The sequence below is a fragment of the Serratia sp. NFX21 genome (assembly GCF_048517035.1).
GTDB lineage: Bacteria > Pseudomonadota > Gammaproteobacteria > Enterobacterales > Enterobacteriaceae > Serratia > Serratia quinivorans.
The window spans coordinates 5,203,272-5,218,475 of sequence record NZ_CP183196.1 but is presented as its reverse complement, the minus strand read 5'-3'; the positions used below and the strand labels follow the sequence as shown (position 1 = coordinate 5,218,475).

The window sequence follows — 15,204 nt, the reverse complement described above, 5'->3', positions numbered from 1 at the left end:
GCCATGTCGCGTTTTGAAACCGGCTATCACCGCGTGGTGAGCGGCTTGCTGCTGCTGATCCTGCTGTTACCGCTGGCGGCGACGCTGATTTATGCGCTGGCCACCCAATGGGGCGCGACCATACTGCCGGACGGTTTTACCCTGAAATGGCTGGTGACGTTATGGAGCGATCCGCGTTTCCTGCTGGCGCTATGGCACTCGCTGCTGATCTGCTTTGGCACTTTGGTGCTGGCAGTGGTGGTGATTTTGCCGATGATGTTTGTGATTGCTTACTATTTCCCCAAGCTGGATGCGGTAATGAACGTGCTGATCCTGCTGCCATTCGCCGTGCCGCCAGTGGTGTCGGCGGTCGGGCTGATGCAACTGTTCGCCGCCGATCCGCTGCCGCTGCTGGGCACGCCGTGGATCCTGATTGGCTGCTACTTCTCTATCGCGCTGCCGTTTATTTACCGCGCTATCAGCAACAACATGCAGGCGATTAACCTGCGTGATCTGATGGATGCCGCGCATCTGCTCGGGGCCAGCACCTGGAAAGCGGCACTGTTGGTGGTGCTGCCGAACCTGCGCAAGGGCGGGATGATTGCCGTGCTGTTGTCGTTTTCTTTCCTGATTGGCGAGTTTGTCTTCGCCAACCTGCTGGTGGGTAGCCAGTATGAAACGCTGCAGGTTTACCTGTTTAACATGCGTAACGGCAGTGGCCATTTCACCAGCGCACTGGTCATTTCTTATTTCGCCGTGGTGCTTATTGTCACCTGGTTGGCGAATTTGCTGAATAAAAATAAGGGCTAACCCATGGCTTATCTCAACGTCACCCGCCTTAACAAACACTACGGCCAGACCCAGGTATTTCAGGATATCGATTTCACTGCCGAAGAAGGTGAGTTTGTCACTCTGCTCGGGCCGAGCGGCTGCGGCAAGTCTACGCTGCTGCGCTGTCTGGCGGGCCTGACTTCGGTCGACAGCGGGCAGATCCTGCTGCAGGGGCAGGATCTGGTGCCGGTGCCGCCGCAAAAACGCGGTATCGGCATGGTGTTTCAGAGCTATGCGCTGTTCCCGAACATGACGGTTGAAGGCAACGTGGCATTCGGCCTGAAAATGCAAAAGCTGGCGACCGGGCAGATCCAGCAGCGGGTGCAGGAGGTGCTGGCACTGGTGGAACTGACCGAACTGGCGAAGCGCTATCCGCATCAGCTTTCCGGCGGCCAGTGCCAACGGGTGGCGCTGGCGCGATCCCTGGTGACGCGTCCACGTTTGTTACTGCTCGATGAACCGCTCTCGGCGCTGGATGCCCGTATCCGCAAACATCTGCGCGAACAGATCCGTCGGATCCAGCGTGAGCTGAACCTGACGGCGATCTTTGTCACCCACGATCAGGAAGAGGCGCTGACGCTGTCGGATCGCATCGTGCTGATGAACAAGGGGCAAATTGTACAAAGTGGCGATGCGGAAACCTTATACACCCAACCGGCCGACGTTTTCGCCGCCGGGTTTATCGGCAACTACAATCTGCTGAGCGCCGAACAGGCGTCGGTTTTGACCGGCAACACTTATCGCGGTAAGGTGGCTGTTCGCCCGGAGTCCATGACCTTACTGCCTGCCGGGCAGGGTATCGCCGCCACTATCCTTAACCACAGCCTGCTGGGCAACGTGGTGCGCTATCGGGTTAAGGCCCGCGGCGTAGAGTTGCTGGTCGACGTGCTCAACCGTTCGGTCGAGGATTTGCGGCCCGACGGCAGTGAAATTGGACTACACTTAGAAACTGTTACATTACGGGAAGTTGCATGACATTTTCCCGCTGACAAACGGAATTTCCCTTCCCTTCAGCGGCAGTCTGCAACCCGTTGCCGCTGTTCTGCTCTTTTAACGCCCGGCAGAACGGTTGCCTTGCTGGCGTTTAGGGAGCGTATTTTTCGTGTTGACCCTTCTTCATCTGCTCTCTGCGGTGGCGCTGTTGGTGTGGGGTACCCACATCGTGCGCACCGGGATTATGCGGGTCTATGGCGCTAATTTGCGTCGAGTATTGAGTGACAGCGTGCAGAAAAAGCCGCTGGCGTTCGTCTCAGGTATCGGCGTGACCGCGCTGGTGCAAAGCAGCAACGCTACTGCGCTGCTGGTGACCTCTTTCGTCGCACAAGGGCTGGTGGGGCTGACGCCTGCACTGGTGATCATGCTCGGTGCCGACGTTGGTACCGCGCTGATGGCGCGCATCCTGACCTTTGATCTCTCCTGGTTGTCCCCACTGCTGATCCTGGTCGGCGTGTTCCTGTTTCTCAGCCGCAAGCAAACTCGCGTGGGCCAAATGGGCCGAGTGTGTATTGGCCTGGGGCTGATTGTTCTGGCGCTGGAGCTGATCGTGGCTGCCGCAACGCCAATCACCCAAGGGGCAGGGGTGAAGGTGCTGTTCTCGTCACTGACCGGTGATGTGATGCTGGATGCCCTGACTGGCGCGTTGTTCGCCATTGTCAGCTATTCCAGTCTGGCGGCGGTGCTGCTGACGGCAACCCTGACCGCCTCCGGCGTGATCTCGCTGAAAGTGGCGCTGTGCCTGGTGATCGGTGCCAATCTTGGCAGTGGTCTGCTGGCGGTGATTAACACCAGTGGCCAGAATGCCGCCGGCCGTCGGGTGGCGTTAGGCAGCCTGCTGTTCAAGCTGATCGGTTGTGTGCTGGTGCTGCCCTTTGTCTCTTATCTGGCTGATGCGATGGCTCGGCTGCCCGGTGGCAACGAAGAGTTGGTGATTTATTTCCACGTGTTCTACAACCTGATCCGCTGCCTGATACTGATCCCGCTGGCCGGGCCGATGGCGCGGCTGTGCGAAACGCTGATCGCCGACGTAGCGGCTGACGATCCCCGGTTGCGACCACGGCATCTGGATGCCAGCGCGTTGGATACGCCGACGCTGGCGTTGGCCAATGCGGCGCGTGAGACCCTGCGCATGGGGGATGTGGTAGAACATATGATGATCCTGCACCGCGAAGTGCTGCACGGCAAGATAGGGCAGGATAAAGAGGTGCGTCGGTTGGACGATGACGTTGATGTGCTGTACACCGCCATCAAGCTGTATCTGGCGCAGATCCAGAAAGAGGAACTGGGCGAAGAGGATTCGCGACGTTGGGCAGAAATCATCGAAATGGCGCTCAACCTGGAGCAGGCCGGGGATATTATCGAACGCATGACCGGCGATATTGCGTCGAAGTCACTTGCGGCGCGGCGGGCGTTTTCAGCTGAAGGGTTGGCGGAGCTGGACACGCTGTATGAGCGACTGATTGGCAACCTGCGGTTAAGTCTGTCGGTGTTCCTGTCCGGTGACCTCACCAGCGCCAAGCGGCTGCGACGCTCCAAGCACCGCTTCCGTATTCTGGATCGCCGCTACGCGCATGCGCACGTCGATCGCCTGCACCAACAGAACGTGCAAAGCATCGAAACCAGTTCGCTGCATCTGGGGTTGTTGGGTGACATGAAACGTCTGAATTCCCTGTTTGCAGCGGTGGCGTATAACGTGCTGGATCAGGATGAGAAGGATGACGAGCGTGAGTGGGAGGACACCCCGAGCACGCTATAAAAAATGCCCCCGGCTGAAACCTGCTGCCAAAGGCATTGCTTAAATAGGCGTCTCCCTCTCCCGAAGGAGAGGGGACCATTTACCGCCAGTTATTTACCCGAAAAGACTCCTGCCTTGGCATCGGCGGCCTGGTTGTTGATATAACCACCGACCGGGGTCTCCAGGTTCACCACGCTTTTTCCGGCGATGCCCAGCAGTGCGCCGGCCGAGGCGGCCGCATCGAGGTGGCCGCCACCCTGATAGCGATTGCCCGCCACGTCCTGTTGCTCCAGCTTGCCGTTACCCAGCGTCACCTCGCCTTGTTGGCTGCGGATCTCGCCGCCGGTCAGGTGGGTGTTGCCCTGCACATTCAACGTCACGTCATTTTTCCCGCTGATGGCGGACTGCACGCCAACCGCATCGTTATTGACCACGTCGGCGTTGACCTTGAACTGGCCCTGTAGCCCTGCGGGGCCCGTCAGGCTCTCTTTGGACTTGTTGCCGAGGAAGCGAGCGCCGCGATCCCACAGCGGGGCCTTCTCTTTTTCGCCGACCAGCGTTTCCGGCAGGGTGACCTTGCTATCGGCCTTGCTGAAACTGACCGCGCCGGTGGTGTCCTGTTTTGGATCGAGACGACGGGCCACGCTGTTGTACTTGTCGGTAGTGGCGTCAGCGACCTTGTTGATGCCGCCCTCCAGCTTCTCCTTCACCTTGCCGGCATAGTGCGGCGTGCCCACTTTCGACAGTTTGGAGGTGATGCTACTGGCCGGGTCGTTGGTGTGGCTCAGGCCGAGGTCCACGTTGACCTTGACGCTGCTTTCGCTGTCTTTACGGCTCTTGACGTGCAGATCGCCACCGACGTTGCCCTGTACGCGATCGGCATCGATTCGCGCGCCGGCCAGGGTAGTATCCTTGCCACTGTTGAGCGTCACTTCGTCGGCGCTAATCAGGCTGTTGCCCTGGGTCGTTTTCTGCAGCTTATCGACGCCGACCTTCACTCCGGCACCCAGAGTATGGGTGTCGCTGCCGCTGGTGGTGTCAACCTTGCCGTTGGCATCCTTGTTGAAGGATTGGCCGCCTTTGACGTTGGCCTTCAGCCCCAGGTTCCAGTTGTTTTTCTGCTCCTGATTTTGCGCCGACTCTAACACCACACCGCCGTGTTCGGCATTCAAGGCGACGCTGCTGCCTTTGACCTCGGTTCCCTGCAGGTGCAACGCCTGGTCGCCATTGCCTTTGGCGGTAATGTTCACTGCGCCGCCGCTGGTGATTTTGCCGCCCTGTTGAGTCGTGGAGGACTCATCGACCTTGGCAATGTCAAATGCGCCGCCGAGGGAAATGACGCCCGCGCTTTTTTTGTCGTTGTCGGTGCTGATACCACCAATATCGATATTGCCTGACAGCGTGTCGTCCTTACGCGTTTGGTGCGACTTGGCTGCCTGTATTGCGACCTTTTCGCCTGCCTTCAGCGAGACGTCACCCTGGCTGGTAACCGTGCTGCCTTGCAGCGTCAGCCCACGACCGGCCTCAAGCTCTACGCCCTGCTTCCCGCCGAGGTGGCTGACCTGTGCGCTGCTGCCATCGCTCGCCCCTTTGCTGTGACCGCCGCCCAGCCCGGCGCCGAAGCTTTTGGTTTCCGGTGAGGTACCGCCTTTGGCCGACACTTTGACATTGAAGCCGCTGTGGCTTTCATGGTTGCGATCGGTGGCCTGTTCGAAACGGATATTGCCGTCTTCCGCTTTCACCTGTGCCTTACCCTTACCGGCATCCAACGAGGTACCCTGATACACCGCGTCCTGCTTGACCTTGATATCGATGCCATTGGCGGCGGTGATGCTGCCGGTAACGGCCTGGCTGCCGCCGCTTTCGCTGCGCTTATTGCCGCCTTCACCTTTGGCATCCACGGTCAGATCGCTGCCGGTGGTGGTATAAACGCGCACGCTGGCACCGCCGCGGGTTTCGCTGTTGCTTTCCTGCCGACTGTTTTGCGCCGCTTCACTTTGGTGGCTGTCTGCCGTCAGCGTTACGCTCCCCTGGGTGGCCTGGTATTTTGTTCCGCTATCCTGCAGTTTGCCGCTGGCTGATACCTCAATATCCCCGGCGGTAATGGTGCTGACCACGGCCTGCGAGCTGCGGCTGCGCTTTTCGCTACTGCCGCCATTGGCGCTGATATCCAGCCCGACATTAGGTGCGCCGATGCCGCCGATCTCGTTAATTACACCGTTGGCGTCCAGCTTCGCGGCTTTCCCTACCGCGCGCTCAACCGGGCGGGTGACGGCGCTGTAATCAATGTTGGCACCGATATCCACGCCGACGTCGGTTTTGCGGGTGTGGCTGCTTTCGCTGTCGATAGCGGCCAGATGGGCGACGCTGTCGGCATTTTCCTGATATTTACCGCCCACCTGGTGCTGGGCACCTTGCTGGGTCAGCTTGTCCTTGGCGTTAATGGTCAGATTGCCGGCAATGTCGCTGCCCGAAGTCACAGCCTTGCGGCTTTCCGAGTGTGTTTTGCTGTTCTCGTAACCGCCTTCGATACCGGAACCGACTTTATCTATGCCACCGGTGTAATAAAAACCGCCGCCAATTTTGGTTTTCTCGGTGTCGCTGGTAGTTTTGTTTTCCGCCGCCAGGAAGGAGACGTTGTCGCCGCTGACGCTGGCATCACCCTTAGTGGTCGTCAGTTTGGAACCGGTGAAAGTCACGTCTTTATCCGCTTTCAACGCTACGCTGCCGCCACTGAGCATCGAAGACTGTTGCTCGCTGCGGGTGGTTTTCTCGCTGTCGCTGGTATGTTCAATTCGTAGGCCGGCGCGGTATTGCTTATCACCTTGCTCTTTGGCATAACTGTTGACAGTCAGCGCGGTTTTCTGCTCATCAATGCGTTGCTGCTGCTCTGCGGCGCTGACGTTGATATTGCCACCGGCATTGATGTCCAGCTTGCCGACGCTGGTCACCTTGCTGCCCACCACGTCGGTATCCTTTTTACTGACCAACTGCAGGTTGGTGTCGGAAACCAGCTCACTGGCGGTGGACTGTTGGTAACTGTTGTTGGATTTTTGCGAACTGCTGGTGATGTTAAAGGCAGTGCCGGTGCGGGCATTGACCTTGTCGACGTTGGTACTGAGCGCGTTGTCGATCCGCAGGCCACCTTCACTGGCTTCGACAAACCCCCCCTGTTTGCCTTTCACCTTGCTGCCGGTAATGGTGACGCCCTGCTGCCCGTTCAGCCGCAAAATGCCGTCGGCTGTCAGTTCGGAGGCGTTGCTGATCTCGCGAAGGTTGCTGTTGTCCTTGTTGTTACCGCCGCCAATCCCGCCCCATGAAGTTTTATTGTCGCGGACGGTCTTCGCATTGGCGGTTTTTTGCACGTTGATATTGATCTGGTCCTTGGCGTCGACCGTCAGGTTACGCCCCGCATGGACTTTGGCCCCCTGGGCCTGCAGATTGTTGCCGGCCGTGAGCGTCAGATCGCCGCCGCTATACAAATCGCTGGCCTTCAGGCTTTCGGTCTCCTGGCTGTTGTACCAACTGCCGGTGCGCAGGCTGGAGGTATGGTTGCGCTGATTACCGCGTTCGCTGGATTTATCCTTCTCGACCAGCCCGCTGAGCTGCACGTCGCGCTTGGCCTCGATTTTCAACGTGTCGCCCGCCGTGATCGTGGTGCCAAGCAGCTTCACATCCTGTTTGGTGGCGGTCAGCGTGGCATTCTTTGTGGCGCTGATGGTGCTGCCGATCTGCTGATGCTGTTCATTATCACGGCTGACGTTGTACTTCCAGGAGTAGAACCATTGGTTGTCGGTGTCGCCCTGAGCCTGTTTCAGTTTCTGACCGTCGAGCGTCAGGCTGGCACCTTGCAAGCGGATCTCTTCACCCTGAATATCGACGGCGCTCAGGTGGTTGCTGTTATCGGCCAGCAGGCTGATGTTTTTACCTTTCAGCTCAGTGCGGGTCAGTCGTTGGCTGTTGTTGTAGCCGCTGATGTAAATACCGCCGCGATAGTTTTGGTAGTTATCACCGCTGGTGCGGCTGGTGTCGTAGTTACTGACCTTGCTTTGGGTACTGATGTTGTGGGCTTTCACCCGGATCTCTTCGCTGCCCTGCAGTTGGCCCGCCAGCCTCACACCGCTGCCGGTTCGGGTATGGACGATATTGATGCGGCCTGCCTGCATGCTGCCAAGATAGTAGCTGTCCGTTGTGCCGAAGAACTGCTCCCAGTATGTGATCTCAGGTTGCTCGCTGCTGAGCACCTTTGCATCGCGCGATACGCGGTTGTTGCCGCTGATGGCATTGATATCTGAGACACTTTTGTTGCTTTTCTGATCGTAGACCGGGTTGACGATCACCTCGCCGTAGCTGGTGATTCTCGGTGCGATCAAATCCAGCACGCCAGCGGCGTTGAGTTTGCCATCCAGGCTCAGGGTGTTGCGATTACCCAGCGTGCTGTAGCCCTGCAGCATGCCGTTTTCCACCAGCGGGTTGCCCACCACCAGTGATGAACGGCTGGTATTGATAAAACCGCAGCCGTTACAGCTAATGCCGTTCGGGTTGGCCAGCACGTAGTCGGCCGCCATGCCGAAGATTTCCTGCTGGCCGAGCAACAGTGATGGATTGCGGCTGATCACTTCGTTGAGGATCACGCTGGCCGCCTGATTGTTCAGGTTCGGGTTGGCACCCAACTGCCCGGCCAACTGAGACTGCCCGGCGTTGAGTGAGTTATTCAGCACCGCGCCTGGCTGGTTGACGTTGAAATCCTGATATTGGTTATGCGACAGCCCGTGGTCATTCGGGGTCACGATATTCACCACCTGCGCACCGTTACCGGCAGTGGTAACACCGGGTCCGTTAGCACCGTTGGCCGCCACGATCTCAGCGGCGTAACCGCTGCCGAGCGAGGCGAGAATGATCGCCAGTGAAGCGGCCAACTTACCCGCCGCCGAAAGCCTGAAGTTATTATTTTTCATCCATGTATCTCCATATATCGCTGTGGTAGTGCAAGAAAACGCTGACTAAAAGGTGTACGAAAAGCGCGCCAGTACCTGGACGGGATCGTCGGGCATGGCGTGACTGGACAGTAGCCAGCCACGGCTGGCTTCGACGTCGAGCGACGCCCGCTGGTAACGCAGAGTGGCGCCGGCACTCAGACCTGCGCTGCTTTGCCAGCCCGAAGGCCGATTGTCACGCGGCAGCACCCGGCCGACATCGCCACCAATGCGCGGGGTGAGGATGCTTTGGCCCAGGTTGAAGCTGCGGGACAGGGTATTTTGCAAATACCAGCCGTTATCGCCGGACAGCGTGCTGCGGCTGAAACCGCGGATCGCGCTGCGGTCGGTCAGGCTGAGCCATTCCACGCCGGGCAGGCGATCGCGGCTGTATTGCCCGTAAAGCAGGTTACTGAGCTGGTAGCTGGAACCGGCCAGGGTGAAACGTTGGTTGAGGTTGGCAAACAGCTTGCCCTTGGTGAATTGGGCATCGGGCAGCCCGGCACCGCCGTGGCTGTCGGCCCCAAACCACGGCAATCCTTGTTCTACGCTGAGGTTGGCGCTGACAAGCCCGCCAGGCAGGATCTGCAGGTGGTTAACGCCCAGTTCGAACAGGCTGAGCGTCGGGCTGCCGAGGCCGATACGCACGGTGTCGAAATAGTTGTTGATGCGCTTATGGGTTAGCTGACCGCTCAGGGCGTTGATTTGATCGCGATCGCGGTAAAACACATAGTCGCCGCGCAGGCCGTACTGCTGGGTCTGGCCGTGCAGCTTATAGCTGTTGAACACCAACTGCTGGCGGTTCATGTATTGCGAATAGCTGGCAAAGCCGCTGAAGGTAAAGGCGCCGTAGGGCAGGGAATAGAGCAGGGTATAGGCGCGGTTGTAGCGCTGCGATGGGTCTTTCAGCGTGCCGGCGACGTTCAGACTGACAAAGTCCGACAGGCCGAATGGACTGTCCAGCGTTGCCGTGCTGCGCGCTAACCACTGGCCGGTATTTTTTTGGCCATAATTGTCCAGGGTGGCAGACAGCAACCAGGGTTTGGCATGTTGGTTGTGCAAGCGAATAATGGAGCCACCGGTTTGGCTGCCAGGCAATATATCCAGACGGGTTTTGTTCGATTGCAAACGATTGGCCTGATCCAATCCCTGATCGAGCTGAGTTAATTTCAGCGGCTTACCTTCCAGTCCGGGGAATAATAATTGGCTGTTAACCCAACGATCGCCACCTTCTATTTTCTCGATAAATCCTTCGGTCACCCGCAGCCCTAATTCCCCCTCGGCATTAGGGCGAATAAACTGTACGCGGGCGGTGATATAGCCTTTATCAAGATATAAACGGGTTAATTCGCGCGCCAGGCGGTTGATGTCATTACTGCTGATGCAACGTGGTGGCAGTGCGCTGAGCGCCGCCAAATCTTTCGCCGACAGCAGGGTAATGCCTTGCAGATATACGCCATCGATGGGCAGGCACTGGGCCGAACGCGGTAATGCCGGGGGCGCAGGCTCGGGTTCTGCCAGTAATTGCTGCTGTTTAAGCTGTCGGTAGCGGCGTTGTTCTATCTGTTGATTCACTTCACGCGTGCCGTCTTGCAGGGCGCGGCGTGATTCGCCCATCGGCGAAAAATGCTCCATTTCCGGCAGGGTAGCGGCGGGGAGTGCGGTGCTGAACAGCAACGCCAGTGCGACGGTTTTTTTAATCATTTTAATCCATTATGAGAAGCCAGCGGGGTGGCCTGCTCAATCCATGAGGTCAAGAAACGGACGGCCAGAGGCCGGCCCGAAACAGCGAGCGACAAGCACATTGCGTGATATCTCGATTTGCCGCAGGCAAATTAAGACGGTGGGTATTTATCTAAATAATAATTAGGCTGCTTGTTTTAATTTTCTGATTCCTTTAGTTAATTAACTAAAAAAAGTAATTAACCTGTCCGTTATTTAAACTTTATCGGCACGGATGGGAAGAATCTGAATTTTTATTTTGTCTGGGGATAATAGAGGCTGGGGGTAATTCTGACAATCCGACCAGTGGGAAATACGAAATTTCGCAGAAGGGGTGGGGCGCAGTTATTTTGCGCCCCAGAGTGAAATTACTTTTTGTCGGTCGGCCGACCGGACCAGTAACCCGCCAGCAGTGAACCGGACAGGTTATGCCACACCGAGAACAGCGCACCCGGCAGCGCGGCCAGCGGTGAGAAGTAGATTTTGCCCAGCGTTGCCGCCAGCCCGGAGTTCTGCATGCCGACTTCAATCGCCAGCGTACGGCAGGTGGACTCGTCAAAGCCAAACAGCTTGCCGCCCCAGTAACCGCTCAGCAGCCCGATGGCGTTATGCAGGATCACCGCGATGATCACCACCAGCCCGACCGAGGCGATATGGCTTTGGCTGCCTGCCACTACGGCACTGATGATCGCCAAAATACACACCATCGACAGCGCCGGCAGAATAGGCTCAATGCGTTTAACGGCTTTGGTAAAGGTGTGATGGACGATCAACCCCAGACCAATCGGGATCACCACGATCTGCAGAATGCTCAGCAGCATGCCCATCACATCGACGCTGATCTCGGTATCAACGTATAAGCGGGTCAGCAGCGGCGTGGCGAACACGCCCACCAGTGTGGAAACTGCCGAGATGGTCACTGACAGTGCCACGTCGCCCTTTGCCAGATAGATCATGACGTTGGAAGCCGTGCCGCTGGCCACGCTGCCGACCAGCACCATACCGGCGGAAAGGTCCGGCGGCATGTGGAACAGCATCGCCAGCAGCCAGGCCGCCAGCGGCATGATCAGATAATGCAGAAAGATCCCGGCGGCTACCGGGCCAGGCCGGGACAGCACGCGCTTGAAGTCATCCAGCCGCAGCGTGACGCCCATGGCGAACATGATCAACATCAACAGCGGGCTGACGTAGGGGCCGATTCCGGTAAAGCTGGTGGGCGTGAAGTAGGCGGCGACGGCGAGCAGCACCGCCCACAGGGGGAATAATCGGGTAAATTTTGCCAGCATGAATGAGGTTTTCCTTAGCCAAATAGAACGATGGGATGGAGTTGTGTTTTTTTGCGAGTTCAGCGGACTGAACCCCTACGGTTATGAACTGATTTTTTAGATGTAGGGGCGCAGCATGCTGCGCCCGCAAGGGATGATAATAGTTTATTCGAACAGATTGTGATGCAGGGTGCGTACCACTTGCTCGGCGTCGTTACCGGGCACCAGGAAGCACAGGTTATAGCTGCTGGCACCGTAGCAAATCATGCGGATATTGAACGGGTCGAGCACGCCAAACACTTCTTTGCCCACGCCGCAGGCCTGGGAAAGTTTGTTGCCAATCAACGCCACCAGCGCCAGGTTTTCCTCCACTTCCACCCGACACAGTGATGAAAGATCGGTCAGCAACGAGGTGGTCAGCGGGCTGCCACCGGTGTTGGTAGAGCCGGTAGTGTCCATGGTCAGCGCGATACTGACTTCGGAAGTGGTGATCAGATCCACCGAGACATTATGGCGCGCCAGAGTGTTGAACACTTCGGCCAGGAAACCGCGTGCGTGCAGCATGTTGAGGCTGTGCAGTGTCAGCAGGGTTTGCTTGCGGCGCAGTGCCAGTGCGCGGAACAGCGGCGGATTCTCGGTGGTATTACACACCAGGGTCCCCCCGGCGGCCGGATCCTTGCTTGAACCGACAAACACCGGAATATCGCAGCGCACCGCCGGTAACAGGGTCGCCGGGTGCAATACTTTCGCACCGAAGGTCGCCATTTCTGCCGCTTCTTCGAAGGTAATTTTATCAATGCGTTTCGCCGCCGGAACCACGCGCGGATCGGTGGTGTAGATGCCCGGCACGTCGGTCCAGATATCCACCCGGCTGACGCTCAGCGCTTCGCCCAGCAGCGCGGCGGTGTAATCGCTGCCGCCGCGGCCCAGCGTGGTGGTGCGGCCTTTCGGCTCGCTGCCGATAAAGCCCTGGGTCACCACCAGCGCTTCTTGCAGGCGCGGTTTGAGCAGCGATTGGGCTAATTGGCTCAGCGCTGCGGTGTCCGGTGTGGCACGCCCGAAGTGGTCATCGGTGTGCATCACTTTACGCACGTCAAACCATTCCGCCTGCACCTGGCGAGCGCGCAGGATCTCCACAAACAGCAGGGTAGACATCAGTTCGCCATGGCTGACCAGTTCGTCGGTCAGTGCCGCCGAGTTTGCCAGCGACGCCGCTTCGGACAGCATGGCGATGTTTTCCAGCATGCGGTCGATTTCTTCGCGGACAACCGCCGGATTGTCGAGACGATCAAGGATAGCGTATTGGATGCGACGGATTTCATCGAGCTGGAAATGGCGTTTGTCGGCATCGCTGCCTTCGGCCAGAGCCACCAACAGGTTGGTGACGCCCGCAGAAGCGGACAAGACCACCAGGCGTACGTCCGGATTGGCGAGTACGACGTCGGCGCTGCGGTTCATGGCTTCATAGTCAGCAACGCTGGTGCCGCCGAATTTGGCGACAACGGTGGAATTCTGGGGTGCTGCTTGGTTCATGTAAAAACCTCGTGTCAGGGTGGCTCTACTCAGAGAGCGCTTTTTTCATAGCCTTGGCACAAGGGAGGAGCGATAAGCAGGGGGCAGACGTAGAGGTTAACGCTACGATACACCCAGAAGCGCCCCACCTTGCTGATTGCCCCTACGGACAATCCCTGGTGACAACTCAGGGGATTCAGCCCCTGTAGTCGATACGATGAATGCCGCACATCACCTTACCTCGGCGTCGCTCCCCCTCAAGCGCCGTCATTGGACAACGGCTCCTCTGACACTCTACCTGGGCGACGCACCTCTTCTGGCTTGCGCACCGGGTGCGCAAGTAGGCTGTTAGGAATAGCCGGTAATCGTGCTGCTGTCAACGTCCGGACGTTGAGGGATTTTCATCTTGTACCAGTGCAATCAGCGTACAGGGCATCGCCGGGACGAAACCGGTACCGATCGGCTGCAAAGTGCCGTCCTCGCGCTGACTGAATAGCGGAATAACACCCTGATGTTTCTCAAGATATTCCAGCCAGCCAAAGTTCTCGTTCAGCTTGGTGGCCTTGATGGTCGCCCCCTGGGCGATCAGACTGCTTAAGCGGCCATAAGTGGCTTCTTGATTAAATAAAACCTCATGCCGACGAAAGCGTGAGCTTTCACCACTGTTGCCGCGGCCTTTCAGCGGGGCACCGGAGCGGATGGCGAACACCTGCCCGTCGCCAAAAATATGGCCAAAGTGATAGACCGCCAGCGCATTCTGATGGCGGTTGGGCGACAGCGCCAGCACCTGCGCGGTATCGCTGAGATCGAGGTAGTTCTCGGCATGTTCGGAGTAAGCATGGCCATAATAGGCGGGGATGCCGTCCATACGCGCCTGGCGGTAATACTCCCAACTGCTGTCGGTGACGATCACCGGGATATTCATTTTTATCAACGCCTGCGCCAGCATGCGCGCCACGCTGTTGGCGCCGACGATCAGCACGCCGCGTGGTTTTTGCTGCTGTACCCGCAACCAGCGTGCCATCATGCTGCTGGTCAGGCTTTGCAGCACCACGGTACCGATGATCACGGCGAACACCACGGTCACCAGGCGATCGGCTCCTGGATAACCGCTGCGTTGCAAGGTCAGGGCGAACAGTGAACTGACCGCCGCAGCAACGATACCGCGTGGCGAAATCCAGCACAGTAGCAGCCGATCGCGCCAGTGCAGGGAGGAGCGCCAGGTCGACACTGCAATACACAGCGGCCTTGCAATAAACTGCACCACCAGCAGCAGGCCCAGCAGCGGCCAGCCCATATTCCACAACGCCTGGATATCAAGCCGTGCCGCCAAAATGATAAACAGCGCCGAAATCAGGATCGCCGACAGCTCTTCTTTAAATGCCAGGATGTCGCTGGTATCGACATCGCGCATATTGGCTAGCCAAATGCCCATCACCGTGACGGTCAGCAGGCCGGACTCGTCGGCAATGGCGTTGGACAGGCCAAAAGCGGTGAGCATAATTGCCAGCACCGCCAGGTTTTGCAGGTAGCCCGGTAGCCAGACACGACGTAGCGCCACGCCCAGCAGGTAACCGAACAGTGCGCCGGCCACCAGACCGACGGCGGCGGTAATACCCAGGGTGTAGAACAGGTGGGTGTAAGATTCCGAATGCTGTTTCAGTACGATAAATTCAAACACCAGCAGGGTGAAGATAGCGCCGACCGGGTCGATCACTATCCCTTCCCAGCGCAGCACCTGGTTGATATTGGCGTTGGGTCGCACCACCCGCATCAGCGGGGCGATCACCGTCGGGCCGGTGACCACCGTTACCGCACCGATCAGCGCCGCCAGTTCGGGCGGAAAGTCCAGCAGCCACCAGCAGGCCACGCCGATCACCAGGAAGGTCATCAGCATGCCGATGGTTACCAGGTTGCGCACTACGCCACCCAGGCCACGAATTTCCTCGACCCGCAGCGTCAGCGCGCCTTCGAACAGAATAATGGCGACCGACAGCGACACCAGCGGGAACAGCAAATCGCCAAACAGCGCGTCCGGCTGGACCCAATGCACCACCGGGCCCAGTACCACGCCAAACACCAGCAGCGGCAGAATGGCCGGCAGGCGTAACAGCCAGGCCAGCCACTGCGCCAGCAGCGAACTCAATCCAATAACCACCAACATCAACGGGGCAGATAATTCCATAGT

Annotated in this window: 8 protein-coding genes and 1 riboswitch; of the genes, 3 read left to right on the top strand and 5 right to left on the bottom strand. The window is 58.3% G+C overall.

All coding sequences use genetic code 11. The annotated features are described in order from the left end of the window. The first annotated feature begins 3 nt into the window (after window positions 1–3). The 3 genes from ACNT1W_RS24385 (at window position 4) to ACNT1W_RS24375 (ending at window position 3,562) form a co-directional block, all read left to right on the top strand. Window positions 4–789 carry an ABC transporter permease gene (locus tag ACNT1W_RS24385; RefSeq protein WP_012147179.1) on the top strand — a complete coding sequence of 262 codons (786 nt, stop codon included), beginning with the start codon at window positions 4–6 and terminating at the stop codon, window positions 787–789. 3 nt (window positions 790–792) lie between these two features. Then, the gene (locus ACNT1W_RS24380; protein WP_012147178.1) at window positions 793–1,785 is read left to right on the top strand and encodes an ABC transporter ATP-binding protein; all 993 of its coding nucleotides are present in this window, start codon (window positions 793–795) and stop codon (window positions 1,783–1,785) included. Window positions 1,786–1,912: 127 nt separating this feature from the next. After that, entirely contained in the window at window positions 1,913–3,562 is a 1,650-nt protein-coding gene (locus ACNT1W_RS24375) for a Na/Pi cotransporter family protein (protein WP_012147177.1), read from the top strand. A gap of 89 nt (window positions 3,563–3,651) precedes the next feature. Here the strand turns inward: ACNT1W_RS24375 and ACNT1W_RS24370 are convergent, their stop codons facing one another. The 5 genes from ACNT1W_RS24370 to ACNT1W_RS24350 form a co-directional block, all read right to left on the bottom strand. Then, complete coding sequence (locus ACNT1W_RS24370; RefSeq protein ID WP_419246264.1) at window positions 3,652–8,499, bottom strand: hemagglutinin repeat-containing protein; 4,848 nt, start codon at window positions 8,497–8,499, stop codon at window positions 3,652–3,654. A 45-nt stretch (window positions 8,500–8,544) separates the two neighbouring features. After that, the gene (locus tag ACNT1W_RS24365) at window positions 8,545–10,221 is read right to left on the bottom strand and encodes a ShlB/FhaC/HecB family hemolysin secretion/activation protein (RefSeq protein ID WP_419246263.1); all 1,677 of its coding nucleotides are present in this window, start codon (window positions 10,219–10,221) and stop codon (window positions 8,545–8,547) included. 386 nt (window positions 10,222–10,607) lie between these two features. Next, complete coding sequence (gene panS / locus ACNT1W_RS24360) at window positions 10,608–11,525, bottom strand: ketopantoate/pantoate/pantothenate transporter PanS (RefSeq protein ID WP_259190307.1); 918 nt, start codon at window positions 11,523–11,525, stop codon at window positions 10,608–10,610. Between the two features lie 144 nt (window positions 11,526–11,669). Next, window positions 11,670–13,037, bottom strand: a complete 1,368-nt coding sequence (gene lysC / locus ACNT1W_RS24355) for a lysine-sensitive aspartokinase 3 (protein WP_012147173.1) — start codon at window positions 13,035–13,037, stop codon at window positions 11,670–11,672. Window positions 13,038–13,146: 109 nt separating this feature from the next. Beyond that, window positions 13,147–13,340: riboswitch (Lysine riboswitch) on the bottom strand. 52 nt (window positions 13,341–13,392) lie between these two features. Beyond that, the gene (locus ACNT1W_RS24350; protein ID WP_012147172.1) at window positions 13,393–15,201 is read right to left on the bottom strand and encodes a cation:proton antiporter; all 1,809 of its coding nucleotides are present in this window, start codon (window positions 15,199–15,201) and stop codon (window positions 13,393–13,395) included. Between the last annotated feature and the right edge of the window lie 3 nt (window positions 15,202–15,204).

Coding starts and splice junctions, on each gene's coding strand:
- ACNT1W_RS24385 (WP_012147179.1), top strand. CDS start 4: ATGTCGCGTTTTGAAACCGGCTATCACCGCGTGGTGAGCGGCTTGCTG.
- ACNT1W_RS24380 (WP_012147178.1), top strand. CDS start 793: ATGGCTTATCTCAACGTCACCCGCCTTAACAAACACTACGGCCAGACC.
- ACNT1W_RS24370 (WP_419246264.1), bottom strand. CDS start 8,499: ATGAAAAATAATAACTTCAGGCTTTCGGCGGCGGGTAAGTTGGCCGCT.
- ACNT1W_RS24365 (WP_419246263.1), bottom strand. CDS start 10,221: ATGATTAAAAAAACCGTCGCACTGGCGTTGCTGTTCAGCACCGCACTC.
- panS (WP_259190307.1), bottom strand. CDS start 11,525: ATGCTGGCAAAATTTACCCGATTATTCCCCCTGTGGGCGGTGCTGCTC.
- lysC (WP_012147173.1), bottom strand. CDS start 13,037: ATGAACCAAGCAGCACCCCAGAATTCCACCGTTGTCGCCAAATTCGGC.
- ACNT1W_RS24350 (WP_012147172.1), bottom strand. CDS start 15,201: ATGGAATTATCTGCCCCGTTGATGTTGGTGGTTATTGGATTGAGTTCG.